Source organism: Micromonospora sp. NPDC049891, from assembly GCF_040660295.1.
Taxonomy (GTDB): Bacteria; Actinomycetota; Actinomycetes; order Mycobacteriales; family Micromonosporaceae; genus Micromonospora.
Window position 1 is genome coordinate 180,190 of record NZ_JBFAML010000007.1, and the last position, 25,792, is coordinate 205,981.

At 71.6% G+C, this 25,792-nt stretch carries 27 protein-coding genes and 1 riboswitch; of the genes, 13 read left to right on the top strand and 14 right to left on the bottom strand.

The features are described 5' to 3' along the window. Window positions 1-10: 10 nt before the first annotated feature. From AB0I71_RS12135 to AB0I71_RS12160, 6 genes are all read left to right on the top strand, one after another. A complete protein-coding gene (locus AB0I71_RS12135; RefSeq protein WP_357583684.1) occupies window positions 11-1,015 on the top strand; it encodes a metal ABC transporter substrate-binding protein in 1,005 nt (334 codons plus the stop codon). Further along, window positions 1,012-1,776, top strand: a complete 765-nt coding sequence (locus AB0I71_RS12140) for an ABC transporter ATP-binding protein (protein ID WP_357583686.1) — start codon at window positions 1,012-1,014, stop codon at window positions 1,774-1,776. Before AB0I71_RS12135 ends, AB0I71_RS12140 begins: the two co-directional genes overlap by 4 nt. Then, window positions 1,773-2,642 carry a metal ABC transporter permease gene (locus tag AB0I71_RS12145; protein WP_357583688.1) on the top strand — a complete coding sequence of 290 codons (870 nt, stop codon included), beginning with the start codon at window positions 1,773-1,775 and terminating at the stop codon, window positions 2,640-2,642. Before AB0I71_RS12140 ends, AB0I71_RS12145 begins: the two co-directional genes overlap by 4 nt. A 37-nt stretch (window positions 2,643-2,679) precedes the next feature. After that, complete coding sequence (locus AB0I71_RS12150; protein ID WP_093407467.1) at window positions 2,680-2,979, top strand: metalloregulator ArsR/SmtB family transcription factor; 300 nt, start codon at window positions 2,680-2,682, stop codon at window positions 2,977-2,979. A gap of 148 nt (window positions 2,980-3,127) precedes the next feature. Continuing rightward, entirely contained in the window at window positions 3,128-3,526 is a 399-nt protein-coding gene (locus AB0I71_RS12155) for a transcriptional repressor (protein ID WP_357583690.1), read from the top strand. A 156-nt stretch (window positions 3,527-3,682) separates the two neighbouring features. After that, window positions 3,683-4,294 (top strand): hypothetical protein, encoded by a 612-nt coding sequence (locus AB0I71_RS12160; RefSeq protein WP_357583692.1) that lies wholly within the window; start codon window positions 3,683-3,685, stop codon window positions 4,292-4,294. 105 nt (window positions 4,295-4,399) lie between these two features. On the opposite strand, the gene AB0I71_RS12165 is transcribed toward AB0I71_RS12160, so the two are convergent. The 8 genes from AB0I71_RS12165 to AB0I71_RS12200 form a co-directional block, all read right to left on the bottom strand. Next, complete coding sequence (locus tag AB0I71_RS12165) at window positions 4,400-6,313, bottom strand: acyl-CoA dehydrogenase family protein (protein WP_357583842.1); 1,914 nt, start codon at window positions 6,311-6,313, stop codon at window positions 4,400-4,402. Window positions 6,314-6,526: 213 nt separating this feature from the next. Further along, window positions 6,527-7,027 (bottom strand): DUF6328 family protein, encoded by a 501-nt coding sequence (locus AB0I71_RS12170; protein WP_357583694.1) that lies wholly within the window; start codon window positions 7,025-7,027, stop codon window positions 6,527-6,529. A 161-nt stretch (window positions 7,028-7,188) separates the two neighbouring features. Then, the gene (locus AB0I71_RS12175) at window positions 7,189-8,019 is read right to left on the bottom strand and encodes an alpha/beta fold hydrolase (RefSeq protein ID WP_357583696.1); all 831 of its coding nucleotides are present in this window, start codon (window positions 8,017-8,019) and stop codon (window positions 7,189-7,191) included. Between the two features lie 57 nt (window positions 8,020-8,076). After that, window positions 8,077-8,856 (bottom strand): MerR family transcriptional regulator, encoded by a 780-nt coding sequence (locus tag AB0I71_RS12180; RefSeq protein WP_357583698.1) that lies wholly within the window; start codon window positions 8,854-8,856, stop codon window positions 8,077-8,079. Between the two features lie 44 nt (window positions 8,857-8,900). Beyond that, window positions 8,901-9,662, bottom strand: coding sequence for an ABC transporter permease (locus AB0I71_RS12185; RefSeq protein WP_357583700.1), 762 nt, complete (start codon window positions 9,660-9,662; stop codon window positions 8,901-8,903). Further along, window positions 9,659-10,456 (bottom strand): ATP-binding cassette domain-containing protein, encoded by a 798-nt coding sequence (locus AB0I71_RS12190; protein WP_357583703.1) that lies wholly within the window; start codon window positions 10,454-10,456, stop codon window positions 9,659-9,661. Before AB0I71_RS12190 ends, AB0I71_RS12185 begins: the two co-directional genes overlap by 4 nt. Before the next feature lie 102 nt (window positions 10,457-10,558). After that, on the bottom strand, window positions 10,559-11,425 hold the full coding sequence (locus AB0I71_RS12195; RefSeq protein ID WP_357583705.1) for a TIGR03943 family protein: 867 nt from the start codon (window positions 11,423-11,425) through the stop codon (window positions 10,559-10,561). After that, on the bottom strand, window positions 11,422-12,363 hold the full coding sequence (locus tag AB0I71_RS12200; protein WP_357583844.1) for a permease: 942 nt from the start codon (window positions 12,361-12,363) through the stop codon (window positions 11,422-11,424). Before AB0I71_RS12200 ends, AB0I71_RS12195 begins: the two co-directional genes overlap by 4 nt. A gap of 378 nt (window positions 12,364-12,741) precedes the next feature. After that, window positions 12,742-12,847, top strand: a riboswitch (TPP riboswitch). A 72-nt stretch (window positions 12,848-12,919) separates the two neighbouring features. Here AB0I71_RS12200 and AB0I71_RS12205 point away from each other — a divergent pair. From AB0I71_RS12205 to AB0I71_RS12225, 5 genes are all read left to right on the top strand, one after another. Next, complete coding sequence (locus AB0I71_RS12205) at window positions 12,920-13,510, top strand: ECF transporter S component (protein ID WP_357583707.1); 591 nt, start codon at window positions 12,920-12,922, stop codon at window positions 13,508-13,510. A 100-nt stretch (window positions 13,511-13,610) separates the two neighbouring features. Beyond that, window positions 13,611-15,047 (top strand): ABC transporter ATP-binding protein, encoded by a 1,437-nt coding sequence (locus tag AB0I71_RS12210; protein ID WP_357583846.1) that lies wholly within the window; start codon window positions 13,611-13,613, stop codon window positions 15,045-15,047. Next, window positions 15,044-15,844 (top strand): energy-coupling factor transporter transmembrane component T, encoded by an 801-nt coding sequence (locus AB0I71_RS12215; protein WP_357583708.1) that lies wholly within the window; start codon window positions 15,044-15,046, stop codon window positions 15,842-15,844. The genes AB0I71_RS12210 and AB0I71_RS12215 overlap by 4 nt, the downstream gene beginning before the upstream one ends. A gap of 168 nt (window positions 15,845-16,012) precedes the next feature. Beyond that, window positions 16,013-17,722 carry a PHP domain-containing protein gene (locus AB0I71_RS12220; protein ID WP_357583709.1) on the top strand — a complete coding sequence of 570 codons (1,710 nt, stop codon included), beginning with the start codon at window positions 16,013-16,015 and terminating at the stop codon, window positions 17,720-17,722. Then, window positions 17,683-18,225, top strand: a complete 543-nt coding sequence (locus tag AB0I71_RS12225) for a hypothetical protein (RefSeq protein WP_357583711.1) — start codon at window positions 17,683-17,685, stop codon at window positions 18,223-18,225. Before AB0I71_RS12220 ends, AB0I71_RS12225 begins: the two co-directional genes overlap by 40 nt. Window positions 18,226-18,325: 100 nt before the next feature. Here the strand turns inward: AB0I71_RS12225 and AB0I71_RS12230 are convergent, their stop codons facing one another. Further along, on the bottom strand, window positions 18,326-18,553 hold the full coding sequence (locus tag AB0I71_RS12230) for a hypothetical protein (RefSeq protein WP_357583713.1): 228 nt from the start codon (window positions 18,551-18,553) through the stop codon (window positions 18,326-18,328). Window positions 18,554-18,952: 399 nt separating this feature from the next. On the opposite strand from AB0I71_RS12230, the gene gndA reads away from it, so the two are divergent. Then, window positions 18,953-20,398 carry an NADP-dependent phosphogluconate dehydrogenase gene (gene gndA, locus AB0I71_RS12235; RefSeq protein ID WP_357583715.1) on the top strand — a complete coding sequence of 482 codons (1,446 nt, stop codon included), beginning with the start codon at window positions 18,953-18,955 and terminating at the stop codon, window positions 20,396-20,398. A gap of 115 nt (window positions 20,399-20,513) precedes the next feature. On the opposite strand, the gene AB0I71_RS12240 is transcribed toward gndA, so the two are convergent. The 3 genes from AB0I71_RS12240 to recO form a co-directional block, all read right to left on the bottom strand. Further along, the gene (locus tag AB0I71_RS12240) at window positions 20,514-20,699 is read right to left on the bottom strand and encodes a hypothetical protein (protein WP_093407489.1); all 186 of its coding nucleotides are present in this window, start codon (window positions 20,697-20,699) and stop codon (window positions 20,514-20,516) included. Between the two features lie 89 nt (window positions 20,700-20,788). After that, the gene (locus AB0I71_RS12245; RefSeq protein ID WP_204006151.1) at window positions 20,789-21,565 is read right to left on the bottom strand and encodes an isoprenyl transferase; all 777 of its coding nucleotides are present in this window, start codon (window positions 21,563-21,565) and stop codon (window positions 20,789-20,791) included. Window positions 21,566-21,597: 32 nt separating this feature from the next. After that, window positions 21,598-22,509, bottom strand: coding sequence for a DNA repair protein RecO (gene recO, locus AB0I71_RS12250; RefSeq protein WP_357583718.1), 912 nt, complete (start codon window positions 22,507-22,509; stop codon window positions 21,598-21,600). A 126-nt stretch (window positions 22,510-22,635) separates the two neighbouring features. On the opposite strand from recO, the gene AB0I71_RS12255 reads away from it, so the two are divergent. After that, window positions 22,636-23,499 (top strand): DUF4097 family beta strand repeat-containing protein, encoded by an 864-nt coding sequence (locus AB0I71_RS12255; RefSeq protein ID WP_357583720.1) that lies wholly within the window; start codon window positions 22,636-22,638, stop codon window positions 23,497-23,499. Here the strand turns inward: AB0I71_RS12255 and AB0I71_RS12260 are convergent. Next, entirely contained in the window at window positions 23,486-24,718 is a 1,233-nt protein-coding gene (locus AB0I71_RS12260) for an acyltransferase (RefSeq protein WP_357583722.1), read from the bottom strand. The two genes, AB0I71_RS12255 and AB0I71_RS12260, sit on opposite strands and share 14 nt — an antisense overlap. Before the next feature lie 171 nt (window positions 24,719-24,889). Then, on the bottom strand, window positions 24,890-25,777 hold the full coding sequence (gene era / locus AB0I71_RS12265) for a GTPase Era (protein ID WP_357583725.1): 888 nt from the start codon (window positions 25,775-25,777) through the stop codon (window positions 24,890-24,892). Window positions 25,778-25,792 lie beyond the last annotated feature (15 nt).

Below are 25,792 nucleotides of genomic sequence, written 5' to 3' on the forward strand. Positions count from 1 at the left end.
AGTCGTGGTCATGACCTTCCGCCCCGCCCCGCGCGCCCTGGCCACCGCCACGGCCGCCCTGCTCGCCCTGACCGGCGTCACCGCCTGCTCGAACGACGACAGCCCGGCCGGTGCCGACCCGCAGCGGGTCGACGTGGTGGCCGGTTTCTACCCGTTGCAGTTCCTCGCCGAGCGGATCGGCGGCGACGCCGTGGCCGTGACGAACCTGGCCCGCCCCGGTGCCGAACCGCACGACCTGGAGCTGAACCCGGGTCAGGTCGGCCAGATCAGCGAGGCGGAGCTGGTCCTCTACCTGCACGGCTTCCAGCCCGCCGTGGACGAGGCGGTCGAACAGAACGCCGGTGACCGCGCCTTCGACGTGGCGACCGTGGAACCCCTGCTGGACGCCACCGCAGGCGGCCACGACCACGGCCACGAAGGCGAGGAGGACGGGCACGGCCACGAGGACGAGGAGCACGCCGAGGAGGAGCAGCACGCCGAGGAGGCGGCCGACGGTGCCAAGGACCCGCACGTCTGGCTCGACCCGACCCGGCTGGCCACCATCGGCGACAAGCTCGCCGAGCGGCTCGGCGCTGTCGACCCGGACCGGGCCGGCGGGTACACCCAGCGCGCCGCCACCCTGCGTACCGAGCTGGAGCAGCTGGACACGGAGTTCGCCGAGGGGCTGAAGACCTGCCAGCGCCGGGAGATCGTGGTCAGCCACACCGCGTTCGGCTACCTGACGCAGAAGTACAAGCTGGAGCAGATCGGCATCAGCGGGCTCACCCCGGAGGACGAGCCGTCCCCGCAGCGACTGGCGGCGGTGGCCGAGGAGGCCCGGGAGCACCAGGCCACCACGATCTTCTTCGAGACGCTTGTCAGCCCGAAGGTGGCCGAGACCATCGCCCGGGAGGTCGGCGCCCAGACCGCGGTGCTGGATCCCATCGAGGGCCTGTCAGCCGAGGGCGGCGGGGACTACCTTTCGGTGATGCGTACCAACCTGCAGACCCTGAGGACGGCGTTGAGCTGCTCGTGACACCTGACGTCATCACCGTCACGCACGGGGTGGTCGGCTACGACGGCCGCCCCGTGCTTCGTGACGTCTCGCTTACCGTGACCGCCGGAGAGGTGGTCGCGGTCCTCGGTGCCAACGGCTCCGGAAAGTCCACCCTGATCCGCGCCATCCTCGGGCTGGTCCCGCTGAGCGCCGGCACCGTGACCCTCTTCGGCCGACCGGTACGCCGGTTCCGACAGTGGCACCGCGTCGGGTACGTCCCGCAGCGCCTCGGTGCCGGCAGCGGCGTACCGGCCACCGTCGCCGAGGTGGTCGCCGCCGGGCGGCTGGCCCGCCGGGGAATCCTGCGCCCGCCGGGGCGCACCGACCGGGACGCCGTCGCCGAGGCGTTGCACGCCGTCGGCCTGGCCGACCGGGCCAAGGACCCGGTCACCACCCTCTCCGGTGGGCAGCAGCAGCGCACGCTCATCGCCCGCGCCCTGGCCGGACGTCCCGAGCTGCTGATCCTCGACGAGCCGACAGCCGGCGTGGACGCGGCCAGCCAGGAGGCCTTCGCCGGGGCGTTGCGCGACTTCACCGTCGGCGGGGGCACCGTGCTGCTCGTCGCCCACGAGCTGGGTCCGCTGCGCCCGCTGATCAGCCGGGCGATCGTCGTACACCAGGGGTTCGTGGCGCACGACGGCGCCGTACCGGAGCCGGCCGGGCACCACGCGGCCCCGGACCACGACCACGTGCATCCGCACGGTCCCGAGGAGCCCGCCGGGCTGTGGAGCGCACGATGAGTCTCTTTCAGTACGACTTCATGCTGCGCGCCCTGATCGGCGCGTTGATCATTGGTCTGGCCGCCCCGGCGCTCGGCATCTACCTGGTGCAGCGGCGGCTGGCGCTGATCGGGGACGGCATCGGGCACGTCGCGCTGACCGGGGTCGGTGCCGGCCTGCTCTTCCAGACCTCCCCCGTGATCATGGCGGTGATCGCGGCCACCATCGGCGCGATCGCCATCGAGCTGATCCGCGAACGCGGCCGTACCTCCGGTGACCTGGCCCTCGCCCTGCTCTTCTACGGCGGCATCGCGGGCGGGGTGGTGCTTGTCGGGCTCTCCGACAGCACCAGCTCCAATCTCAACGCGTACCTGTTCGGGGCTCTCACCACCACCTCCCGCGAGGACCTGCTCACCATCGCCGTGCTCGGCGTCGCCGTGCTGGTCACGATGATCGCGTTGCGGCCGGCGCTCTTCGCGGTCTGTCACGACGAGGAGTACGCCCGGGTCTCCGGCCTGCCGGTCCGCGCGCTCAACCTGCTGCTCGCGATCACCACCGCGATCACCGTGACGATCGCCATGCGCGCGGTCGGCGTACTGCTGATCAGCGCGCTGATGGTCGTGCCGGTGGCCACCGCGCAGCAGGTCACCCGGGGGTTCCGCAGCACGATGGCGGCGGCGATGGCGCTGGGCCTGTTCGCCGCCGGGGCGGGCATCTGGATGGCGGCGCTCGCCGACACCGCGCCCGGCGCCTCGGTGGTGGTGCTCGCGATCGCCTCGTTCATGGTGATCACCCTGCTGGCCGCCGGTTGGCGCCGGGTCCGCCGCGCTCGACCCCAGCCCGCGCCGGCTCCAGAGCCACACGAGGTGGTGCTCGGCGGGTCCTGATCACGAGCTTCGCGCCGGTATTGGTTACCGTTGCAGGGTGACCAGCGGATCCGGCTATGACGCGTACGAGGGCGCCAGCGAGTTGCTGCGCGCCCTCTCGGCACCGATCCGGCTGGCCATCGTCAGTGAGCTGGCCGGTGGTGAGCGCTGCGTACACGAGCTGGTGGACAAGCTCGGCGTGGCCCAGCCGCTGGTCTCCCAGCACCTGCGAGTGCTCCGCGGGGCGGGCGTGGTCCGGGGTTCCCGGCGGGGGCGGGAGATCGCGTACACCCTGGTCGACGAGCACGTCGCGCACATCGTGGCCGACGCGGTCAGCCACGCCGGGGAGGGATCATGAGCGAGCGGATCATCGGGCTCAGCGCGGGCCGCGCCTCAGGGCGGCACGCAGCGAAGCGGAGTGGCGTCATGAGCGAGCGTAGCGAGCGAATCATCAGGCCGGGTGCGGATGTGCCTCATGACGGCACGCAGCGAAGCGGAGTGGCGTCATGAGCGACAGTGGTACGGCGGTTCGCAACACCCGTCAGCGTTCGGCGGTGAGCGCGCTGCTCGCCGAGGTGGAAGGCTTCCACAGCGCCCAGGAACTGCACGCGATGCTGCGCGATCGCGGCGAGCGGGTCGGGTTGACCACTGTCTACCGGACGTTGCAGGGTCTGGCCGACGCGGGCGAGATCGACGTGATGCGCCCACCGGGCGGCGAGCACCTGTACCGCCGGTGCAGCGAGGGACACCACCATCACCTGGTCTGCCGGGCCTGCGGCCGTACTGTCGAGGTCGCCGGCCCGACCGTGGAAACCTGGGCCGACCGGGTCGCCGCGCAGCACGGCTTCACCGATGTCAGCCACACCCTGGAGATCTTCGGCACCTGCCCCACCTGCGCCCGCTGACCCGACCCGCTGCCCACCGCTCGCCGATCTTGCGCTTTTCGTCGGGACGGATGCTGTCAGAGCGGGCAGATCAGCGACCACAAGTGCATGATCGGCGAGGTCTGCCGGCCCGCTGTCGGGGTGCCGGTGGACAGGGTCCGTGGCAGGCTGTCCGGCGTGAAAATCTACGCTGATCGTTTCCCGACCGCGCTGCGACAGCTGCTCACCGATCTGCTCGTCATCGCCTGGGTGTACGCGACGATCCGGGGCGCGCTGTGGCTGCACGACCTGGTGCAGAAGCTGGCCGTACCCGGGCAGAAGCTGGAGGGGGCGGGCGGCGGGCTGGCCGACAACCTCGCCGAGGCCGGCGGCAAGGTCGGCCGGGTGCCGTTGGTCGGCGACGAGCTGACCGCGCCCTTCGAACGGGCGGCCGGCGCTGCCCGCTCGCTGGCCGAGGCAGGCCGCGACCAGCAGGAGCTGGTCGACCAGTTGGCCCTGGCACTGGCCGTCGGACTGCTGATCGTGCCGCTCGGACTGGTGCTGTTCGGCTGGCTGCCGTTGCGGGTGCGCTGGATGCGTCGGGCCGGCTCGGCGGCGACACTTGCCGCCGCGCCCGCCGGCCGGGATCTGCTGGCCCTGCGCGCCCTGGCCGGCCAGCCGCTGCGCAAGCTCACCCGGATCGCCCCCGACGTGGCCGAGGCGTGGCGCCGAGGCGACGACACGACGGTCAACGCCTTGGCCGCCCTGGAACTCCGCCGCCTGGGCCTCCGCGACCCCCACCACCCGTAACCACCCCACCCACGCCCCCGGCCGCTGTCCCACCCCGCCAACCCAGGCCGTTGATCATGACGTTGTTGTCGTCGATATCGGCGTGTCGCGACAACAACCTCATGATCAACGCGGGCTAGGGGGTGGGGGGAGGCGGCGGCGGGCGTCGGAGGTGACGGTGGAGGGGCCGGGGGTCCAGGGGGCCACCCAGGGCAGCTCGGTGGGTGGGGTGATGACGCCGTCCTCCAGCGCCGAGTAGCGGCCGGCGAGGATGCGCTTGGCGGCCGTCACGTCGATCGAGTCGGTGTTCTCCCACAGGGCGGTGAACAACGCGTCGACCCGGACCCGGGCCTGCCGGCAGAACAGGTCGGCCAGTTCGACGTTCTCCGGCCGGGTGTCGCGCTCGGCGTGGGCGCGTACGCAGACCGCGCTCATCGCGAACAGCTCCGCGCCGATGTCCACGACGCGACCCAGGAACGCCTGCTTGCGCTCCATCTTTCCCTGCCAGCGGGACATCGCGTAGAAGGTGGACCGGGCCAGCTTCCGGCTGGCGCGCTCCACCTGACGCAGATGCCCGGCCAGCGGACCGAACTCGCCGTAGCCGGTGGGCTGCTGCCCCTTGCCGACCGCGAGGGTCGGCAGCCACCGCGCGTAGAAGGCGCCAGCCCTCGCCCCGGCCTTCGCCTTGCGGGCGAGCCCGGCATCGGGGTCGATGATGTCGCCGGCCACCGACAGGTGCGCGTCCACCGCCTCGCGGGCGATGAGCAGGTGCATGATCTCCGTGGAGCCCTCGAAGATCCGGTTGATCCGCAGGTCGCGGAGCATCTGCTCGACCGCGGCGGGACGTTCACCCCGGGCGGCGAGCGAGTCGGCCGTCTCGTACCCCCGGCCACCACGGATCTGAACCAGCTCGTCGGCGATCCGCCAGGCCATCTCGCTGGCGTAGAGCTTCACCAGGGCCGCCTCGATCCGGATGTCGTTGCGGTCGTCGTCGGCGAGCAGGCAGCAGAGGTCGAGCATGGTCTCCATGCCGTACGTGGTCGCGGCGATGAAGGAGAGCTTCTGGGCGACCGCCTCGTGCTCACCCACCGGCCGGCCCCACTGGACCCGCTCCGCCGACCACTCGCGGGCCACGTTCAACGCCCACTTGCCGGCGCCGACGCACATCGCCGGCAGCGACAACCGGCCCGTGGTCAGCGTGCTCAGGGCGATCCGCAGTCCCTTGCCTTCGCCACCGATGACGTTCTCCTTCGGTACGAAGACGTCGTGGAAGCGGGTGAGGCTGTTCTCCAGGCCACGCAGGCCGACGAAGGCGTTGCGCCGCTCGACCGTGATGCCCTCGGCGTCGCCGTCGACCACGAAGGCGGTGATGCCGCCGCGACGCCCCTCGGTTTTCGGTACCCGGGCCATCACCACGAGTTGGGTCGCCACGGTGCCGTTGGTGGCCCACAGCTTGACGCCGTTGATCCGGTAACCGCTGCCGTCGGGCGTCGGTTCGGCGGTGGTCGCCAGGCGGGCCGGGTCGGAGCCCACGTCCGGCTCGGTGAGCAGGAACGCGGACACCTCGCCGGCGGCCAGCCGAGGCAGGAACCGACGCTTCTGCTCCTCGCTGCCGAACATCTTCAACGGCTGCGGTACACCGATCGACTGGTGCGCCGACAGCAGCGCGCCGAGCGCCGGGCTGACCGAGCCGGCCAGCATCAACGCCCGGCAGTAGTGCAGGTTGCTCAGGCCCAGCCCGCCGTACTCCCGACCGATCTTCATCCCGAAGGCGCCCAGCCGGCCCAGACCCTGGAACACCTCGTCGGGGATCCGCGCGTCGCGTTCGATCGCCGCACCGTCCACCTCGGAGGCGACGTAGTCGCGGAGCCGGCCGAGGAACTCCTCGGCGCGGGCCTGTTCCTCCGGATCCGGTCGCGGCCACGGATCGATCAGGTCGAGCCGCAGCCGGCCCAGGAAGAGTTCCTTGCCGAAGCTGGGCCGGTCCCAGGTGGTCTGCCGGGCCGCCTCGGCGACCTGACGCGCCTCCCTCTCGGACACCTGACCCGCCGCGTCCGGCTCGGACGCCTGGCCGGCGGTGTCCGGCGCGGCGCCGGCGTTGCGGCTGTCGGTGGCTGACGGACGGTGGTTCTCGGCGATGGCCACGGCAAACCCCCGGGCTCGATCCGGACAGTCGGACTGTTCCGCCTGCTCAGCAGGCTACCCGTGTTCGTTACCCAAAGGTAGCCACGGATATCCGCAGCCGAGGTCGGCTCAGTCCTGGGTCAGGCCGCTGGGGTCCTCGTCGTCGTCGATGTCGTCCTCACCCCAGCTGCGGCGGGAGAACGGCAGGATCATCCAGAAGGTCAGGAACCACAGACCGGTGACCCCGCTGAGCAGGAACGCGATCGGTCGGGCGAGCACGAAGTCGGTGATCAGCAGCACCGAACTCACCATCGCGATCAGCATGAAGGCGAGGCCGCCGCTGGCCATCCGGTGAGCGAAGCGCACCAGCTCCGGCTTACGTCCCTGCCGGAACAGCGCCCGGTGGAAGGCCACCGGCGAGATGATCATCGCGGTGGCGCCGGCCGCGGCCAGCAGCGCGACGATGTAGACGTCCCGCTGGAACGGAGTGGTCTCGCCGAAACCGGCGCTGAACGGCAGGGTCAGCAGGAAGGCGAAGAGGATCTGCACGCCGGTCTGCGCGACCCGCAATTCCTGCAGCAGGTCGGCGAAGTTGCGCTGCCACCGCTGCTTTTCGGTTTCCTTTGACACCGCGGACCTCCGGGGGCTCCGCCGGCGTTGCCGCCGGCGGCAACGCTGATGCCCCAACGGGTTCCACCCGAAACCCGCTCGGAATCTCCGAGGGATCCGTCCGCCGAAACGGGCTGCCAGGGGTCCGGGCCGGGCAGCGCCACCGGTACGTTTCGGCCCGCTCAGGCCGGCGGGCGGACCCGGGCCACGATCGCCTCGGCAAGCGGCGTCGGCGTCTCGTCCGGGATCCAGTGGGTCACCCCGGACAGTTCGACGAATCGGAAGTCCCCGGTCACGTGGGCGGCACACGCCTGCGCGGCGACCCGGCCGATGGCGACGTCACCGTCGCTCCAGACGAACGTGGTCGGCACCGCCACCGGACCGATCGCCGCCAGGTCTGCCTTCGACATCGCCCGGTACCAGTTCAACGCGGCGGTCAACGCGCCCGGCTCACGCATCGGATCGGCGTACGCGGCCACCCGGGCGCCGTCGCCGACTCCGCGCAGCAGCCGGCGCAACCCGGCGGCACCCAGCGCCAGCAGCGTCTTCTCGGCCACCCCGGGCTGCCGGAACAACAGCATGTACGCCGAGCGGGCCTTCTGCTGCGGGTCGTGTGTCAGCGCGTACGCCATGGCGGCCGGGTGCGGCACGGAGACCGCGGTCAGGGTTCGTACCCGGTCCGGGTGGGTGGCGGCCAGCGCCCACCCGACGACCGCGCCCCAGTCGTGTCCGACGACGTGCGCGGCGGGCACCCCGAGGGCGTCGAGCACCGCCGCCGCGTCGGCGACCAGCTCACCCAGCCGGTACGCCTCGACCTCGGCGGGCCGGGCCTGCGGCGAGTAGCCCCGCTGGTTCAGCGCGTAGCTGCGCAGGCCTGCGGCGTGCAGGGTCGGCAGTACGCCGTCCCACTCACCCGAGTGCTGCGGGAAGCCGTGCAGCAGCAGCACCGGATCGCCCTGCTCCGGACCGCCGGTGGCGACGTCGAACCGCAGACCTCGGGCCTCGATACGCATCCCGGCAGCCTACCGACAACCCGACGCGGGCTCAGAAAGGTGATAACCGGTCGCAGGTCAACAGGGCGGCTCGGGCAGCCGCTCAATCCGGTTCCAACCGGTCCAGCCGCGCTCGCGTAGCAGCTCCCGCAGCCGTTGTATCCGGGGGTCGGACTCGACGGCGAGCGCGTCCAGCAGGTCGTGCGGCATCTCGTCGTAAGACTCATTTGTGACGTTGAGCTCGCCGGCGGCGTACGCCTGCTCGGCCAGGCAGGCCATGATGTCGGCGGCTTCCGCCAGTCGCGGATCGTCGTCGACGTCGCCGTCGAAGATCTCGGACAGCACCCGGTAGAGCCGGACGACCTGCGGGTCCTCGAGCTGCGCGAGTTTGCCGGGCATGAACTCGCGGACGCTGTCGGGCCAACGGGCGGCGACCAGGATCCAGCCGTCCCGCTCACCCGCCACCACCCGCTCGGACGCACCGATCTCCCGAAGCCGATCGAGGTAGGCGGTCACCTCCGGGGGGAGCGTCAGGCCGTCCCCGGCCGCGAGCTGCGCGATCTGCCTACGGCTGGTCTGAAGCCGTTCGATCTCATCCCGGAGGTGACTGTCGATCCTGCGGATCGCCTCCGTGAAGGTCTCCGCATCGGCTTCGAGTAGCTGATCGATCCGGGACAGCGGCACCCCGGCGTTGGCGAGAGTGCGGATCTTGATCAGCGACACGGCCGCTGTCGCGCCGTACCGCCGGTAACCCGAGGCATCCCGCTCCGGCTCGGGCAGCAGCCCGATCTGGTGATAGTGCCGCACCGTCCGCACCGTGACACCGGCGTACGCCGCCAGTTGACCGATCGTCAGCATGTCCCGATCCTGCCCTCACCACACCCGGCCCGGTCGGCGCCGACTCATGCGATCCTCCGCCGGTAGGCGATGGTGGCGGCGAGGTAGGTGACGACGAGGATGCCGACGCACCAGGCGAGTGCGGTCCAGATGTCGGAGCCTACCGGCTGCTGGGCGAACAGGTCCCGGATCGCGTTGACGATTGCGGTCACCGGTTGGTGCTCGGCGAAGGCCCGCACCGGGCCGGGCATGGTGTCGGTGGGCACGAAGGCCGAGCTGACGAACGGCAGGAAGATGAGCGGGTAGGAAAACGCGCCAGCGCCGTCCACCGACTTCGCGGTGAGGCCCGGGATCACGGCGAGCCAGGTCAGCGCCAGGGTGAGCAGGGCCAGCATGCCTGCCACCGCGAGCCAACCAAGCACATCCGCCCCTGAGCGGAAGCCCATGAGCAGGGCGACGCCGACGACGACCACGAGTGAGATCAGGTTGGCGACCAGCGAGGTCAGGACATGCGCCCACAACACGGAGGTTCGTGCGATCGGCATGGACTGGAACCGCGCGAAGATGCCGCCCTGCATGTCCTGAAAGAGCCGGAACGCGGTGTAGGAGATACCCGAGGCGATCGTGATGACCAGGATGCCCGGCAGCAGGTAGTTCACATACGAGTCGGACCCGGTCTCGATCGCGCCGCCGAAGACGTAGACGAACATCAGCAGTAGGGCGATCGGCATGATCGCGGTCGTGATGATGGTGTCCGGGCTGCGGGAGATGTGGCGCAGGGACCGTCCCAGGAGCACTGCGGTGTCGCCGAGGAAGTGCTTGTTCATGGCTGTTCCTTGTCCGTGCCGGCACCGACGAGGGTGAGGAAGATGTCTTCGAGACTCGGCTGTTTCTCGACGTACTCGACCTCGGCGGGTGGCAGGATCCGCCGCAGCTCGTCGAGGGTGCCGTGCACGATGATCCGGCCCTCGTGGAGGATCGCGATCCGGTCCGCGAGGTTTTCCGCCTCGTCGAGGTACTGGGTGGTGAGCAGCACGGTCGTGCCGCCCTGAGCGAGTTCATTGACGGCCTGCCACACCTCGAGGCGCGCCTGTGGGTCCAGCCCGGTCGTCGGCTCGTCGAGGAAGACGACAGGCGGGTTCCCGATGAGACTCATCGCGATGTCCAGCCGGCGGCGCATGCCACCGGAGTACGTCGCCACCCGCCGCCCGCCCGCCTCGGTCAACCCGAAGCGCCTCAGCAGGTCGTCCGCGATCACGTCGGGAGCCTTGAGGTGACGGAGCCGGGCGACCAGGACGAGGTTCTCCCGCCCGGTGAGGATCTCGTCGACGGCCGCGAACTGCCCGGTGAGGCTGATGGACTCGCGTACGTCGGCCGCCTGGGCCGCGACGTCGAAGCCGTTGACGTGCGCGGTGCCCGCGTCGGCCTTGAGCAGCGTGGAAAGGATCTTCACCACCGTGGTCTTGCCCGCCCCGTTCGAGCCGAGCAGGGCGAAGATGCTCCCCCGCGCCACATCGAGATCCACGCCGCGCAGCACACGCAGCTGCTTGTACGACTTCTCCAGGCCCCGGACACGAATCGCAGGCTCCTGGAGTTGACTGGTTGTCGCAGGGACGTTCATGCCCGTCAGCATGGAGGGTTGACGCAGCGTCATGGTCAAGCCCGCAGCGACGCCGATTCCCGCTGGCGTCGTGCGAGACCGAACCCGGCCAGCTAGGTCGTCCTAGTCGTACGGGCGCTTGGGCGCGGGCACCTGCCGCCAGGACTCGACCTCAAGGTAGGGGATCTCGGCATCGTTCACCGGATCCCGGCCGAGCCGGTCGCTGTAGCGGCCGGTCACCTCCACCCAGGTGTCGTCGGGCAGCCCGGCCGGTACGTCGCCGGTCAACCCGAGCTTGACCGGGCGGCCGTCGGCGGCGCAGCAGGACAGCACCATCCGGGCCAGGATCGGCTCGCCGTCTCCGCCGGTGGCGATGAAGCCGGTGAGCTGCACCCGCCGGTCGCCGATCGACGCGCCCCGGTCGAACAGTGCCCGGGAGGCGTAGTCCAGGACACTCACCTGCACCGGGTCGCCCTCCGGCAGCGGCGGGTAGTCCGACTGCTGCTGGCTGCTCAGCGCGGTGCCGGCCTGACCCGCCGCGTACGAGCCGAGGGCCGGCGGGGCGACCAGCAGCAGGCCGAGCACCGGCAGGATGAGCAGCCATCCGACCCGGGGCTCGTGGTGGGCGTGCCCGTGCCCGTCGTGATCGTCGTGCCCGGCGCCCGACCCGCCAGCCGGGACGCCAACGCTGCCGAACGGAGCGCCGCCGCTGCCGGCCGGGACGCCAGTGTCGCCACCGGCCGGCGCGGCACCGTCGCCACCGGCGGGAGGGCCGCCGGGACCGCCGGCCGGGGCCAGCGCACGGGGAGCCGCCGGGCGCAGCTCGTACCAGAGCGTCATGATCGCGGCTGCGACCAGCAGCAGACCGGCGGCGATCAGGAACGGGCGCAGCCCTTCCTTGACGTACCGCAGGTAGAGGTCGGTGACGCTGGCCCGGATCACCGCACCGCCGAGCAGCAGCAGGATCACCGCCTGCGCCTGCCGGTTCACAGCAGCACCGCCCCGGCGCCGACGGCGACCAGCAGGGCCACCACGAATGTGGTCGGCGCGAACCGGAAGGCGAACCGGCGACCGAACACACCGGCCTGCATCGAGATCAGCTTGAGATCGACCATCGGCCCCACCACCAGGAAGACCAGTCGGGACGTGAGAGAGAACTGGGACAGCGAGGCCGCCACGAAGGCATCGGCCTCCGAGCAGAGCGAGAGCAGTACGGCGAGCAGCGCCAGCGCCAGGATCGACAACCACGCGTTGTCGGCGAGGGTCTGCAACCACCGCTCCGGCACCAGCACGTTGATGCTGGCGGCGGCCATCGCGCCGAGCACCAGGAACCCGCCGGCATGGGTCACGTCGTGGCGGACCGCGGCCCAGAAGGCGCGTCCCCGGGACGCGTCGTCGAGTTCCGGCCGACGCGGCATCCTGATCCACTCGGTGCGTCCGAGCCGCAACCAGAGCCACCCCATGATCATGGCGACGATCAGGCTCGCGACGCCCCGGGCGAGCACCATCTCGGGATTGTTCGGGAAGGCGACAGCGGTGGCGGTGAGGACGATCGGGTTGACCGCCGGGGCGGCGAGCAGGAACGCCAGCGCGGCTGCTGGCGTGACGCCCCGCCGGATCAGGGACCCGGCGATCGGCACCGAGCCGCACTCGCAGCCCGGCAGCACCACCCCGGCCGCGCTGGCCGCCGGGACCGCCAACGCCGGGTGCCGGGGCAGCGCCTTCGCCCAGAAGGACCGGGGTACGAAGACCGCGATCACCGCGGAGAGCAGCACTCCGAAGACCAGGAACGGCACCGCCTGCACCATGATCGAGACGAAGACGGTGGTCCAGGTCTGGATGCGGGGATCGTCCAGGGCGGCGGCGATCGGATCCCGAAAGATGATCAGGATGATCAGCAGCGCCGCCAGGACCTCCACCGAGCCGATCCGGTCGCCGAGCCAGCGTCGGGGCGGTTCGCCACCACCGGGCTCCGGGGGGCGTGTTCCGGTGTCGACGCCCCCACCGGAGGGCCGGCCCTCAGGTTCGCCGGCCGGCACGGCCCGGTCAGTGTCTGTGGTCACCCGTCACCCTTCGGCCGTGGCGGATCGGCGGACTGAGATTACCGTCCGGCGTGGATGACGTCGATGGATGTCACAGATTTGGCTCGACCCGCCGCTCCCCCACCCGACCTGGCTCGCACTCCCCGCGCCACCGGCTCACGTTTCTCGTCCCCCCGGATCACCTGAGGTAGGCACCCGTCGTGACCTGCGAAGATCACATTGCCGGTGGATCTTCAGTGGTGTTAGCGTCGGCGGGACAGACAACACCTCCGACAGGGGAGCGCACAGCGCTGAGAGTGCGGGTTCGCCCGCAGACCCTCCGTACCTGATCTGGGTAATGCCAGCGCAGGGAGTTCGGTCCACCTCCAGCCCGCCACCGTTCGGCGCCGCCGGACGGGGCGTGCGTCTTGCCTGGTTCGCATCTGGACTGGGAGCAATCATCGTGAATACCACCGACAGCAACCGCTGGCGCACCATCGACATCGTGGTGGCCTCGGTCATCGCCGTCGCCTTCGGCGTCATTTTCTGGGCCTGGGGCGTGGTGTGGAGTGCCACCGAGGGCGCCTTCAGCTTCTTCCCGCCGGCACAGACCCTCATCTACGGTGTCTGGCTGGTGCCGGCCGTGCTCGGCGGCCTGGTCATCCGCAAGCCGGGCGCCGCCCTGTACTGCGAACTGCTGGCGGCGATCATCTCGGCCCTGCTCGGTAGCCAGTGGGGCACCATCGTCCTGTTGCAGGGGCTGATGCAGGGTCTCGGCGCCGAGCTGGCCTTCGCCGCCTTCCGGTACCGCTCGTACCGGCTGCCGGTCGCCCTGCTGGCCGGTGCGCTCACCGGTCTGAGCGCGGCGATCTTCGACTTCGTCTACTGGAACGCCGAACGCGACATCGCCACCTACCGCCTGCCCTACGCCGCGCTCACCATCGTCAGCGCCACGCTGATCGCGGGCGCCGGCGCGTACGCCCTCACCCGCGCCCTGGCCCGCACCGGCGTCCTCGACCGCTTCCCCGCCGCCCGCGACCGCACCCCCATCTGACCCCCAGCCCACCCGCGTTGATCATGAGGTTGGCGGCAATTTCGATCTCCAGATCAACCGTCAACCTCATGATCAACGGAGAGAAGGGAGGGTGGGAATGGTGAGCGGGGTGCGGGTGCGGGGGTTCGGGTGGCGGCACGCCGGGCGGCGGGCCTGGGCGGTACGCGGGGTTGAGCTGCGGGTGGAGCGCGGCGAGAAGGTGCTGCTGTTGGGGGCGTCGGGGGCCGGGAAGAGCACGTTGCTGGCGGCGCTGGCCGGGTTGCTGCCCGAGGACTCCGGGGAACACGAGGGCAGCATCGAGATCGACGGCCGGCCGGTCGGCGAGGCACGCGACCGGGTAGGCATCGTCTTCCAGGACCCGCAGTCCCAGCTCGTCATGGCCCGCAGCGGCGACGACGTGGCGTTCGGGCTGGAGAACCGGGGTGTCGCCGCCGGGCAGATCTGGCCGCGGGTGGACGAGGCACTGCACCGGGTGGGCTTCCCGTACCACCGGGACCGGCCCACCGCGGCGCTGTCCGGCGGAGAACAGCAGCGCCTCGCCCTGGCCGGCGTGCTGGCGCTGCGTCCCGGTCTGCTGCTGCTTGACGAACCCACAGCCAATCTCGACCCGCCGGGTGCCGCCCTGATCCGCTCGGCACTGGCCCGGGCGGTGGACGCCGACACCACCCTGATCCTGGTCGAGCACCGGGTCGCCGAGGCGCTGCCCCTGGTCGACCGAGTGGTGGTGCTCGAACCCGGCGGCGGCGTCCGCGCCGACGGCCCGCCGGACACGGTCTTCGCCGCGCACGGCGACGCCCTCGCCGCCGAGGGGGTCTGGGTGCCCGGTCGGGAGATCCCGCCACGCCGCGCCGCCGGCCCGGCCGGCGAGGTGCTGCTCACCGCCGAGCGGCTCGGCCAACCACCCCGGCTGGCCGCCACCGACCTGACCGTACGCGCCGGTGAGGCGCTCGCCGTGCTCGGGCCGAACGGTGCCGGGAAATCCACCCTGGCACTGCTGCTCGGTGGGCTGCTCCGGCCGGGCACCGGGCGGCTGACGGCGAGCCCGGAACTGGCCGGGGCCGACTCGCGTACCGCACCGCACCGTTGGCGGGCACCGGCGCTGACCCGCCGGATCGGCTCGGTCTTCCAGAATCCCGAGCACCAGTTCGTCACGGGCACGGTCTTCGACGAACTGGCCCTGGGGCCGAGGCGGACCGGGGTCGCCGAGTCGGCGGTCCACGACCGCGTGACGGAGCTGTTGAGCCGGCTGCGGCTGGACCGGCTCGCCGCCGCCAACCCGTTCACCCTCTCCGGTGGCGAGGCGCGTCGGCTGAGCGTCGCGACCGCCCTGGCCACCGCGCCCCGCCTGCTGATCTGCGACGAACCCACATTCGGCCAGGACCGGCGCACCTGGCACGAGCTGGTGGACCTCCTCGGCGACCTGCGCGACGCCGGCCACGGCCTGGTCACGGTCACCCACGACGCCGAGTTCGTGGCCGCGTTGGCCGACCGCACGCTGGCCCTCACTCCGTCCGACGCCGGGCCGGTACGGCGATGATCACCCTGGAGCCGATCGCCCGGCCGGACGCGCCGCTGGCCCGGCGCAACCCGGTGGCCAAGCTGGCCGCGGCGATGCTGTTCGCGTTTCCGCTGATGGCCACGCTGGACCCGGTGGCCCCGGCCATCGCGATCGCCGTGGAACTGGCGGTGCTGCCGCTGTTCGGAGTGCACCCCGGCCTGCTGGCCCGACGGGCCTGGCCGCTGCTGGCCGCCGGCGGCGGCATCCTGGTCACGCTTGTGCTCTTCGCGGCCGACCGGTCGGGCCGCGTGCTGCTCGACGCCGGGCCGATCGTGGTGACCTCGGGTGTGCTGATCACCGCACTCGGTCTGGTGCTGCGGCTGTTCGCGGTGGCGCTGCCCGGAGTGATCGTCTTCGCCACCACCGACCCGACGGACCTGGCCGACGCGCTGATCCAGAACGCGAAGGCACCCGCCCGGTTCGCCATCGGCGCGCTGGCGGCGTTCCGGTTGGTGCCCCTGCTCGGCCAGGAGTGGCAGATGATCACGATGGCGCGCCGGGCGCGCGGAGTCGAGTCGGGACGTAGTCCGGTGGCCCGGCTGCGACTGTTCGTCTCGACGGCGTTCACGCTGTTGGTCGGGGCGATCCGGCGAGGCACCCGGCTCGCCGTGGCGATGGACGCCCGGGGCTTCGACAGCGGGGTGCCGCGCACCTTCGCCCGCCGGCAGCGTTTCGTCGCGGCCGACTGGCTGCTCGTCGTCGGCGCGACGGCGATCGCCGGGGCCGCGCTGGCCGTCAGCGTGGCGCTCGGCACCTTCCGGCCCCTGATCGGCTGACCCCGCCGGTGTGCGTCGAGACGGCACCTGGCTGAGCCGCGTACCCGGTCGGCACCACACATGGCCGGGATCGCATGTTCGCATGTTCGCCGCCAAGGCGACACTCGGCGTTCCTCCGCTGCGACCAGATTGGCCTGCGACGACTCCTCGATCAAACTGGAGCAGCAGATGGGCCACGGCCACGCGCACCATCACGAGCACGACGCCGCCACCGGCACCGACGTTCCCCCGGCGCTCGACCTGTCCATCCCCGACGGCGAACTGCCGCCGGCCGACCTGAACCGGCGTGGTTTCCTGCGCAACGCCGGCCTGCTCGGTGCCGGGGCGGCCACCACCGTGCTGGCCGCCGGCACACCGGCGGTGGCCGGTGGCCACGACCACGGTCACGGTCACGGGCCCGGCGGTGACCACGGCAGGACCGGCGGGTTCCGCTGGCTCGCCGGCGACCACCACATCCACACCCAGTACAGCTCCGACGCCATGTACCGGGTGATCGACCAGGCCCGGCACGCCCGGGCGTACGGACTGGACTGGATGGTCGTCACCGACCACGGCAGCGCGACGCACGCGAAGATCGGCGTGGAGAAGGTCAACCCGGACATCGTCGCCGCCCGCTCCCGACTCAAGGACCTGCTGATCTACCAGGGCCTGGAGTGGAACATCCCGGCGGCCGAGCACGCCACCGTCTTCGTCCACCCCGGCCGCAACGAGGTCGCCGTGCTCAAGGAGTTCGAAAACTCCTTCGACGGCAGCGTGCGCAACGCCGGCGACAACACCCCGGCCAACGAGGCGCTGGCCATCGCCGGCATCAAGTTCCTCGGCGAGGCGGTCCGCAAGCGTCGGGTCGAAGGCGCGCTCTTCCTGGCCAACCACCCGGCCCGTCGCGGCATCGACTCCCCGCACGAGATCCGGGCCTGGCGGGACGCCGACCCGAGCGTCGCCATCGGGATGGAAGGCGCCCCCGGTCACCAGGCCGCCGGCCTGCCCCGGGCCAGCGGCGGCCGGGCCCGCGGCTACTACGACAACAACCCGTCGGCCAACTCGTTCCCCGGCTACCCGTTGGAGAGCTACCGCACCTGGGGCGGCTACGACTGGATGACCTCGACGGTCGGCGGGCTCTGGGACAGTCTGCTCGCCGAGGGCCGGGCCTGGTGGATCAGCGCCAACTCCGACTCGCACGTCAACTACCTGGACACCTCCCAGCGGGGCCCGGGCAGCGACTTCAACCTCAACGGTAGATACAACGACCCGGTCTACGGCCCGCTGATCACCGACGCCGGTGACTACTGGCCGGGGCAGTACAGCCGCACCCACGTCGGGGCGAGCAGCCTCAGCTACCGGGCCGTGATGGACGGTCTGCGCGCCGGCCGGGTCTGGGTCGACCACGGCGGTCTGATCAAGGGCCTGGACGTCCGCGCCCGCGTCGCCGGTGACCGGCGGGCCAACTCCGGCACACCGCTCGGCGGAGTGCTGCGGGTCCGGCGCGGCACCTCCGTCGAGGTGACGATCGACGTCGACCTGGCCGACATCCCGAACTGGTCGCAGTTCGTGCCGGTACTCGCCCGCGTCGACGTGATCGCCGGTCGGGTGACCGGCCCGGTCGCCGACCAGGACACCTTCACCGCCCCGGACACCCGGGTGGTGAAGTCCTTCGAGGTCACCAGGAAGACCGGTCGGGTGTCGTTCAGCTACTCCTTCGGCCGGGTGGACCAGCCGTTCTACCTGCGGATCCGGGGTACGGACGGCAAGCGCAGCCAGCCCGGTCTGATGGGCCCGGCGGTCGACCCGTCCGGTCCGGCGCTGGACGTCGCCGGTGCCGCCGACCCCTGGGAGGACCTGTGGTTCTACGCGAACCCGATCTGGGTGCTGCCGCAGTGATCGTCGGCCTCAGCCTGGGGCACCGCACCCTGCGGGAAGCCGACCACTGGCTCGACGAGCAGGTGGCGATGCTCGGGCCGGACCTGGTCGCCTGCACCCACCTGGTCGCCGGGCCGTACCCGCACGTGGCGCTCAGTATGGCCGGGGCGGCGGCGGAGCGGCTCGCGGAGCTGGCGGTCACCCCGCCCGAGCTGCGGGCCGCGGCAGCCCGGGCAGCGGGCGAACACGCCGCCCGCCGGTCCGGCCGGGCGGTGCGCTACCCGGGCGCGGAACGGATGGTCGGCACCCTCACCGTCGGCGACCTGCTCGCCGCCGGAGCGATCGATCGGGTGGTGGCACTGGGTGGGACGCCGGTGTCCCCGGACACCCCGGTGCACACCAGGGACTTCGTCCGGCCACAGTGGCAGGCCGGCGAGTTGGTCCTGGTCACCATGCCGCACCACGCGGGCGGCCTGGCCCCGTTCGAGGTGCCCGATCCGACGCCCTGCTGCGCCGATCACTGAACCCTGTTGATCCTCCGACCGTGGCGCCTGGCACCGGCGCGACGCGGGAGGCAGGGGGCCGGGTGCGGGTACCGACGCCGCACCCGACCCCCGCGGACCGTCAGCTACGCCGGAAGGCGTAGCGGCGGACCTGGCCGGTCCGCTGACCGCGTCCGACGCCGGAGGCGCCGGCGGCCGGCGGACCGGCCTTCGGCGCGGTCGGCCGCACGGCCGGCAGGGTGGGCACCGGCATGATCGCGACGTCGTCCAGGTTCGCCGGTGTGACGGCGGCGAGTTCGGCCGAGTTACGGTCGGGACGGGACTTCCGGGAGCTGCGCTTGGCGGGCATCTGTGCCTCCTCGCTCGGCCGGCGACCGGCGGACGGTCGGTCGACCGCGTCGTGAGGACCGCCTCCAGGGCGGTCGGGGACGGATGGGCTGCTGCCCCGGGACCGACCACGGAAGACACCACCGCCGACTGCGGGTGGAGACGCGGACGCCCGGGAGCACACGGGTCGCGGCACGACGGCGGCGGACCCGGCTCGGAAAAGGGGCGTCAGTAGCGCATGCCCGCACGTTACCGGCCCGGGCGAGCCGGGCGCATCCGAATTAACGCCGCCGGTCCGCGCGGCGGTCGTGGTGCGCTACGCGACCACCTGATGACCAGCGGTGGGGGGACGGCGCGCGACGACCCGGTGCCGCGATACCGTCGCAGCACTACAGGTAGACGGCGGAAGGTGGCGACGAGGATGGCGGATCGGGCTACGGCGCAGATCGGTGTGACGGGGCTGGCGGTGATGGGCCGCAACCTGGCCCGGAACCTGGCCCGCAACGGGTTCACCGTGGCGTTGCACAACCGCTCGCCGGAGCGGACCCGGTCGCTGGTGGCGGAGCACGGCGACGAGGGCACCTTCGTCCCGACGGAGTCCCTGGCAGACTTCGTCGCCGCGCTGGAGCGCCCCCGCGCGGTGATCATCATGGTCAAGGCGGGCGGTCCCACCGACGCGGTGATCGACGAGTTGGTGCCGCTGTTGGAGGAAGGCGACATCATCATCGACTGCGGCAACGCGCACTTCGCCGACACGCGTCGCCGGGAGGAGACGCTGCGGACCAAGGGCCTGCACTTCGTCGGCACCGGTGTCTCCGGTGGCGAGGAGGGCGCACTGTGGGGGCCGAGCATCATGCCGGGTGGCTCGGCCGAGTCGTACCGCAAGCTCGGACCGATCTTCGAGAAGATCGCCGCGCAGGTGGAGGGCGAGCCGTGCTGCCAGCACGTCGGGCCGGACGGCGCCGGGCACTTCGTCAAGATGGTCCACAACGGCATCGAGTACGCCGACATGCAGCTCATCGCCGAGGCGTACGACCTGCTGCGGGCCGGGCTGGGCGCGGAGCCGGCGGAGATCGCGCAGATCTTCCGGGAGTGGAACTCCGGGGAACTGGAGTCGTTCCTGATCGAGATCACCGCCGATGTGCTGGCGCACACCGACGCCGCCACCGGACGGGCCTTCGTGGACGTGGTGCAGGACCGGGCCGAGCAGAAGGGCACCGGCCGGTGGACCGTCCAGATCGCCCTCGACCTGGGCATCCCGATCACCGGCATCGCCGAGGCCACCTTCGCCCGGTCGTTGTCGGGGCACGTCGGTCAGCGCGAGGCCGCGGTGCGGGCCTTCCCCGAGGCCGGCGAGAAGTGGCAGGTCAGTGACCGCGAGGCGTTCATCGAGGACGTACGCCGGGCGCTGCTGGCCTCGAAGATCGTCGCGTACGCCCAGGGCTTCGACCAGATCCGCGCCGGCAGCGCCGAGTACGACTGGGACATCGACCTGGGCGGCACGGCGACGATCTGGCGCGGCGGCTGCATCATCCGGGCCCGGTTCCTGGACCGCATCAAGCAGGCGTACGACGAGCAGCCGGAGCTGCCCACCCTGCTGGTGGCACCGTGGTTCGCCGACACCGTGCGCGACGGCGTGCCGAGCTGGCGACGGGTGGTGGCCGACGCGGCCCGGGCGGGGGTGCCGGCCCCGGCGTTCGCCTCGTCGCTTGCGTACTTCGACGCGCTGCGTGCGGACCGGCTGCCGGCCGCACTGATCCAGGGCCTGCGCGACAACTTCGGCGCGCACACCTACCGCCGGGTCGACCGGGACGGCTCGTTCCACACCCTCTGGGCCACGCCGGACCGGGCCGAGGTCGAGGCCTGAGCCACCCACCCACCGCATGAACAGCCAGCGGTATCCCCGTGACGGGGATACCGCTGGCTGTTCATTCCGGAGCCGGACAGGGCCGGCACAGGCCCCGGCCGGGCAACCGGTCGCGTCAGAAGAAGCGGCGGCGCTTGGCCTGCTGCGGGCGGATCAGGTCGGCGCCCTTGTTGAGCAGGCGGGTGGCCCGGTTGGGGCCACGACGGGACTCCAGCGTGTGGCTCAGTTTCCGGGCTCCGGCGGCGGCGACCGGCACCGCGATGGCCATCACCGCCCACTGCCCGATGCGCTTGCGGATCATATGGGTTCACCTCCGTCAGTTGCTGCTGTCAGCGGTGATACCCAGCGTGGCCGCCGGCTAAGCGCTCAGGTGGCCGGAACCACTGATGCTCAGGTCGCCGGAGCCACCGGATTGGGCAGCGCGCCACCGAACCGGCGGTCACGCTTGGCGTACAACTCGCAGGCGTACCACAGGTGGCGGCGGTCGAAGTCGGGCCAGAGCGTGTCCAGGAAGATCAGCTCGGCGTAGGCGCTCTGCCAGAGCAGGAAGTTCGAGGTCCGCTGCTCGCCGGAGGGCCGCAGGAACAGGTCCACCTCGGGCACCTCGGGGTGGTAGAGGTACCGCCCGACCGTCTTCTCGGTGACCTTGGCCGGATCGAGCCGACCGGCGGCCACGTCCCGGGCGATCGCGGCGGCAGCGTCCGCGATCTCCGCCTGCCCGCCGTAGTTCACGCAGAACTGCAGGGTCAGCGTCGAGTTGCCGCGGGACATCTCCTCGGCGGTCTGCAACTCGCTGATGACGCTCTTCCACAACCGCCCGGCCCGGCCGGACCAGACCACCCGCACCCCGAGGTCGACAAGCTGGTCCCGGCGGCGGCGGATGACGTCCCGGTTGAAACCCATCAGGAACCGCACCTCGTCCGGCGAGCGCCGCCAGTTCTCCGTCGAGAAGGCGTACGCGGACAGGTACGGAATGCCCAGCTCGATGGCGCCCTCGACGGTGTCGAAGAGGGAGAACTCCCCCGCCTCGTGGCCCTTGGTGCGGGGCAGGCCACGCTCCTTGGCCCACCGGCCGTTGCCGTCCATCACCACTGCGACGTGGCGGGGTACCGCACCCGGTGGCAGCGCCGGCGGTCGGGCTCCCGACGGGTGTGGTGTCGGCGGCACCGGCTCGCGCCGGCCGGCCCTGGACGATCGGATCACTCGGTACTCTCCCTGCTCACGTCCTGTGACGCCCGGTCGGGCGGCAACGCTGCACCGGCCGGACCCACGGTGCCGGCGTCACCTACCGGTCGTCTCGCGCCGGCATCGCCGGCCGGTCGTCTCGCGCCGGGTGCCGACGGCACGCCACCCCGGTCGACCAGCGGCAGCGAGCGTAGCGCGCGTTCCAGGTGCCACTGCAGGTGCGCCGCGACCAGGCCGCTGCATTCCCGGCGAACCCCGTTCTCGGTGGCGTCGGCGACCCGCCAGTCGCCGACGGTCAGCGCCGACATCAGGTCGATGGTGGCCGGGGCGGGGTGGGCCGCCCCCGGTGGCCGGCAGTCCGGGCAGACCGCGCCGCCGGCCGGTACCGAGAAGGCCCGGTGCCGGCCGGGGGTGCCGCAGACCGCGCAGGCGGTCAACGCCGGTGCCCAGCCCGCCTGCGCCATCCCGCGCAGCAGGTACGCGTCGAGCACCAACGTGGTGGCGTGCTCGCCCTCGGCGAGGGCGCGCAGCGCGCCCAGGGTGAGCTGGAACAGCCGCAACGACGGTTCCCGCTCGACCGGGGTGAGGCGCTCGGCGGTCTCGGCGATCGCGCTGGCGGCGGTGTAGCGGGGATAGTCGCCGAGGAACCGCTTGCCGTAGAGGTCGATCCCCTCGACCTGGCTGACGCTGTGCAGCGAGCTGCCGTGCTCCCCCTTGGGGTCGCCGGCCAGTTGCAGATCCACGTGCCCGAAGGGCTCCAGCCGGGCACCGAACTTCGAGGTGGTGCGACGCACCCCCCGAGCCACCGCCCGCAGCCGCCCGTGCCGGCGGGTGAGCAGGGTGATGATCCGGTCGGACTCGCCGAGTTTCTGCACACGCAGCACCACCGCGTCGTCGCGGTAGAGCTGTCGGCGGTACCCGGCCATCGCGCCATTCTCCCCTCCGGCCGGAAATCAGGTCCGACCCCGGGTCGGAATTCAGGGTCCGCTCGGGGTCACCGTGCCGGCGAACCCGGATGCGCGCCCGGTGGGGCCGGTCGTAGCGTGCTCGGCATGGCTTCGCACCGGACCATCGCCGTCCCCCGGCCCACCGCCGCAGATCGGCCCACCACCACGCGCCGAACCACCGCGCCACGAGGGAGCGCCGCGCGCCGGACCGGCATGGCGGTCGCCGCCACGGCCGCCCTCATCGTCCTGGTCGGGTGTGACAACCTGTCGTACCGGCAGCTGGACTTCGACACCACCGAGTCCGCCCGGATCACCGCTATCCAGGTGTTGCCCGGTTCCGGCGACGTGGTGGTCCGGGCCGACGGCGGAGCGGACGGGGTACGCGTCAAGCGCGTGGTGCGCTACCAGGGCGACCAGCCGGAGGCGACGTACGAGATCAAGGGCACGGAACTGGTGCTGGACACCTCCTGCGGCAGCCGGTGCACCGTCTCCTACGAGGTGACGGTCGGCGCGGGCGTGGGCGTACGCGGCGAGACCGGCTCCGGGGACGTCGATCTCAGCCGCGTCGGCCGGGTGGACCTCAAGGTCGGCTCCGGCAACGTGCGGGTCGCCGCGGCGACCGACACGGTGCGGGTGGAAACCGGCTCGGGCGACATCGAGGTGTACGACATCGCCAAGCCTGTCGTGCTGCGGGCCTCCTCCGGGAACGTGACGGGAAGCCGGCTCGGCGGCGAGGTGGACGCGGAAACCAAGTCCGGCGACGTCACCCTCGACCTGGACAAGCCCGTCTCCGCGCGGGCACACGCGTCGAGTGGCAACGTCGCGCTGACCGTGCCCGGCGGGGCGTACCAGGTCCGGCCGAGGGCCGACTCCGGCGAGATCGACCTGGGGGTGCCGGATGACCCCTCCGCCACGTCCGTGCTCGACCTGCGTACCGGCAGCGGCGACATCACCGTCACCTCGCGATGACCCCACCGCCCCGGTCACGCTGCTCCGGGACCGTCTCCGCCCGGCGCTCGCCCGGCCGGGCGACAGGTGCCCCGGCGGACCGGTCGGCCCCGATCGGGCCCTGACCCTCGTCGTCCCCCGGGGCCTGCGGTGCGCCGACCGGGGCCACACCACCGCTCGGTCCGTGGTCGTCGCCAGCGTACGACTCCGCGTGCGGGCGGGTGGGGCGCGGCGCCGGGCGGCGGCCACCGGGGATCAGCTCGGGCGGACGCTGCGCCGCCACGTCCTCGACCCAGCCCACCATCGCGGTCACCAGGCCCACCAGCAGGAAGACCAGGACCACCCGGATCGCCAGCCCCAGCAGATCCTGATGCGACCAGCCGACCACGTCGACGAGCGGGGTGAGTGCGACCACGAACGCCATGTGCCACAGGTAGACCGTCAACGCCCGCCGGTTCAGCACGGTGACCGCCCGGGCGAACAACGCGTTACGGTCCACCCACGCCGCGGTCGCCGGGGCCCGCCCCAGCGCCACCAGGATGAACGCGGCCGACCAGAGCGCGTTACCGAGCGGAATGTCGTTCAGGTCGTAGCCACGCGGACCCTGGTGGGTCAGGATCCAGGCGCCGCCCACCGCCGCGAGCGCGACCGCGGTCGGCAGCAGAATCCAGGCGTTCAGGCGACGCAACATCCCGCTCTGGTGGGCGAATCCCAGCAGCCACGCGCCGAAGTAGAGGCCGAACTCGCGCAGCACCACCGGCGGATCCTGGTAGATACCCACCTCGATGACCAGCAACAGGCAGTACGGGGCGAGCAGGGTGGGCAGCGGAAAGCGGCGGAACAGCCACAGCGCGACCGGAGAGGCGAGCACGAACCAGAGGTAGTCACGCAGGTACCAGATCGGGCTCATCGCCAGCGCGCCCCAGTAGTTCGCCGGCGGATCGGCCACCGGGAAGAGCCAGAGCAGCACTTTCGGGGTGAGCGGCAGCCCGGTGAGCACCATCGCCGGCACGAAGATCGCAGCGACCACCCACAGCGACGGCAACAACCGCCGTAGTCGCCGGCCGACCGCGGTCGGCCCGGACCGCGACAGAGACGCGGCCATCAGCGAGCCGGCGAGCGCGAACATCACCGACATCGCCGGGAACAGCAGCGTCAGTGAGGCCCAGCCGGTGACGTGGTAGACGACGACCCGCACGATGGCAAGGGCGCGCAGCAGGTCCAGGTATCGGTTTCGCATCAGCCTGCATCTATGTCGGGGGCGCGAAGGCTCTTGCCTCCCTACCCTCCGTTGCCCGCCCACGAAACGGCCAGAGACCCACTGCGATAGTGAAACTTCCCATATGCCTGACCGGTCCCGATCAGTCGATCCGATGGCGGTCGTCCGATTCGACCGACCCGCCCGATCGGCTCAGAAGCCGAGCTTGCGTAGCTGCTTCGGGTCGCGCTGCCAGTCCTTGGCGACCCGCACGTGCAGATCGAGGTAGACCTTCGTACCCAGCAGCTCCTCGATCTGCCGCCGCGCGGCGGTGCCGACCCCCTTGAGCCGAGCGCCCCGGTGCCCGATGACGATCGCCTTCTGACTGGGCCGCTCCACGTACACGTCGGCGTAGATCTTCGTCAGCCGGCCCTCCGGAATCATCTCCTCCACCACGACCGCGATGGAGTGCGGCAACTCGTCCCGGACGCCCTCCAGCGCCGCCTCCCGGATCAGCTCCGCCACCAGCACCTGCTCCGGATCGTCGGTGAGCATGTCGTCCGGGTACAACTGCGGCGACTCGGGAAGATACCGCGTCATCACGTCGACAAGCGTGTCCACCTGGTGCCCGGAGACCGCGCTGACCGGGACGATCTCGGCGAACTCCCCCAGCTCGCTGACGGCGAGCAACTGCTCGGCCAGCCGCTTGCGATCGACCAGGTCGGTCTTGGTGACCACCGCCAGCACCGTCGCCTTCAGCTCGGCCAGCTCCCCGGTGATGAACCGGTCACCTCGGCCGATCGGCTCGTCGGCCGGGATGCAGAGGCCGATCACGTCGACCTCGCTCCAGGTCTGCCGAACCAGATCGTTGAGCCGCTCACCCAGCAGGGTACGGGGCCGGTGCAACCCCGGAGTGTCGACAAGCACGAGCTGCGACTCCGGCCGGTGCAGCACCGCCCGGATGACATGCCGGGTGGTCTGCGGCTTGTTCGACGTGATCGCGATCTTCTGCCCGACGATGGCGTTGGTCAGCGTGGACTTGCCAGCGTTCGGCCGCCCCACGAAACACGCGAAACCCGCCCGATAGGCCCGCTCGCTCACGCCGCCGCTCCGGTA

Bases quoted from the DNA above. Each gene is read 5' to 3' on its own strand.
- AB0I71_RS12215 (WP_357583708.1), top strand. From the start codon at position 15,044: ATGATCACCCTGGAGCCGATCGCCCGGCCGGACGCGCCGCTGGCCCGG.
- AB0I71_RS12240 (WP_093407489.1), bottom strand. From the start codon at position 20,699: ATGATCCGCAAGCGCATCGGGCAGTGGGCGGTGATGGCCATCGCGGTG.
- AB0I71_RS12185 (WP_357583700.1), bottom strand. From the start codon at position 9,662: ATGAACAAGCACTTCCTCGGCGACACCGCAGTGCTCCTGGGACGGTCC.
- AB0I71_RS12260 (WP_357583722.1), bottom strand. From the start codon at position 24,718: ATGCGAAACCGATACCTGGACCTGCTGCGCGCCCTTGCCATCGTGCGG.
- AB0I71_RS12145 (WP_357583688.1), top strand. From the start codon at position 1,773: ATGAGTCTCTTTCAGTACGACTTCATGCTGCGCGCCCTGATCGGCGCG.
- AB0I71_RS12155 (WP_357583690.1), top strand. From the start codon at position 3,128: ATGAGCGACAGTGGTACGGCGGTTCGCAACACCCGTCAGCGTTCGGCG.
- AB0I71_RS12220 (WP_357583709.1), top strand. From the start codon at position 16,013: ATGGGCCACGGCCACGCGCACCATCACGAGCACGACGCCGCCACCGGC.
- gndA (WP_357583715.1), top strand. From the start codon at position 18,953: ATGGCGGATCGGGCTACGGCGCAGATCGGTGTGACGGGGCTGGCGGTG.
- AB0I71_RS12255 (WP_357583720.1), top strand. From the start codon at position 22,636: ATGGCTTCGCACCGGACCATCGCCGTCCCCCGGCCCACCGCCGCAGAT.
- AB0I71_RS12180 (WP_357583698.1), bottom strand. From the start codon at position 8,856: ATGCTGACGATCGGTCAACTGGCGGCGTACGCCGGTGTCACGGTGCGG.
- AB0I71_RS12135 (WP_357583684.1), top strand. From the start codon at position 11: ATGACCTTCCGCCCCGCCCCGCGCGCCCTGGCCACCGCCACGGCCGCC.
- AB0I71_RS12175 (WP_357583696.1), bottom strand. From the start codon at position 8,019: ATGCGTATCGAGGCCCGAGGTCTGCGGTTCGACGTCGCCACCGGCGGT.
- AB0I71_RS12190 (WP_357583703.1), bottom strand. From the start codon at position 10,456: ATGAACGTCCCTGCGACAACCAGTCAACTCCAGGAGCCTGCGATTCGT.
- recO (WP_357583718.1), bottom strand. From the start codon at position 22,509: ATGGCCGGGTACCGCCGACAGCTCTACCGCGACGACGCGGTGGTGCTG.
- AB0I71_RS12230 (WP_357583713.1), bottom strand. From the start codon at position 18,553: ATGCCCGCCAAGCGCAGCTCCCGGAAGTCCCGTCCCGACCGTAACTCG.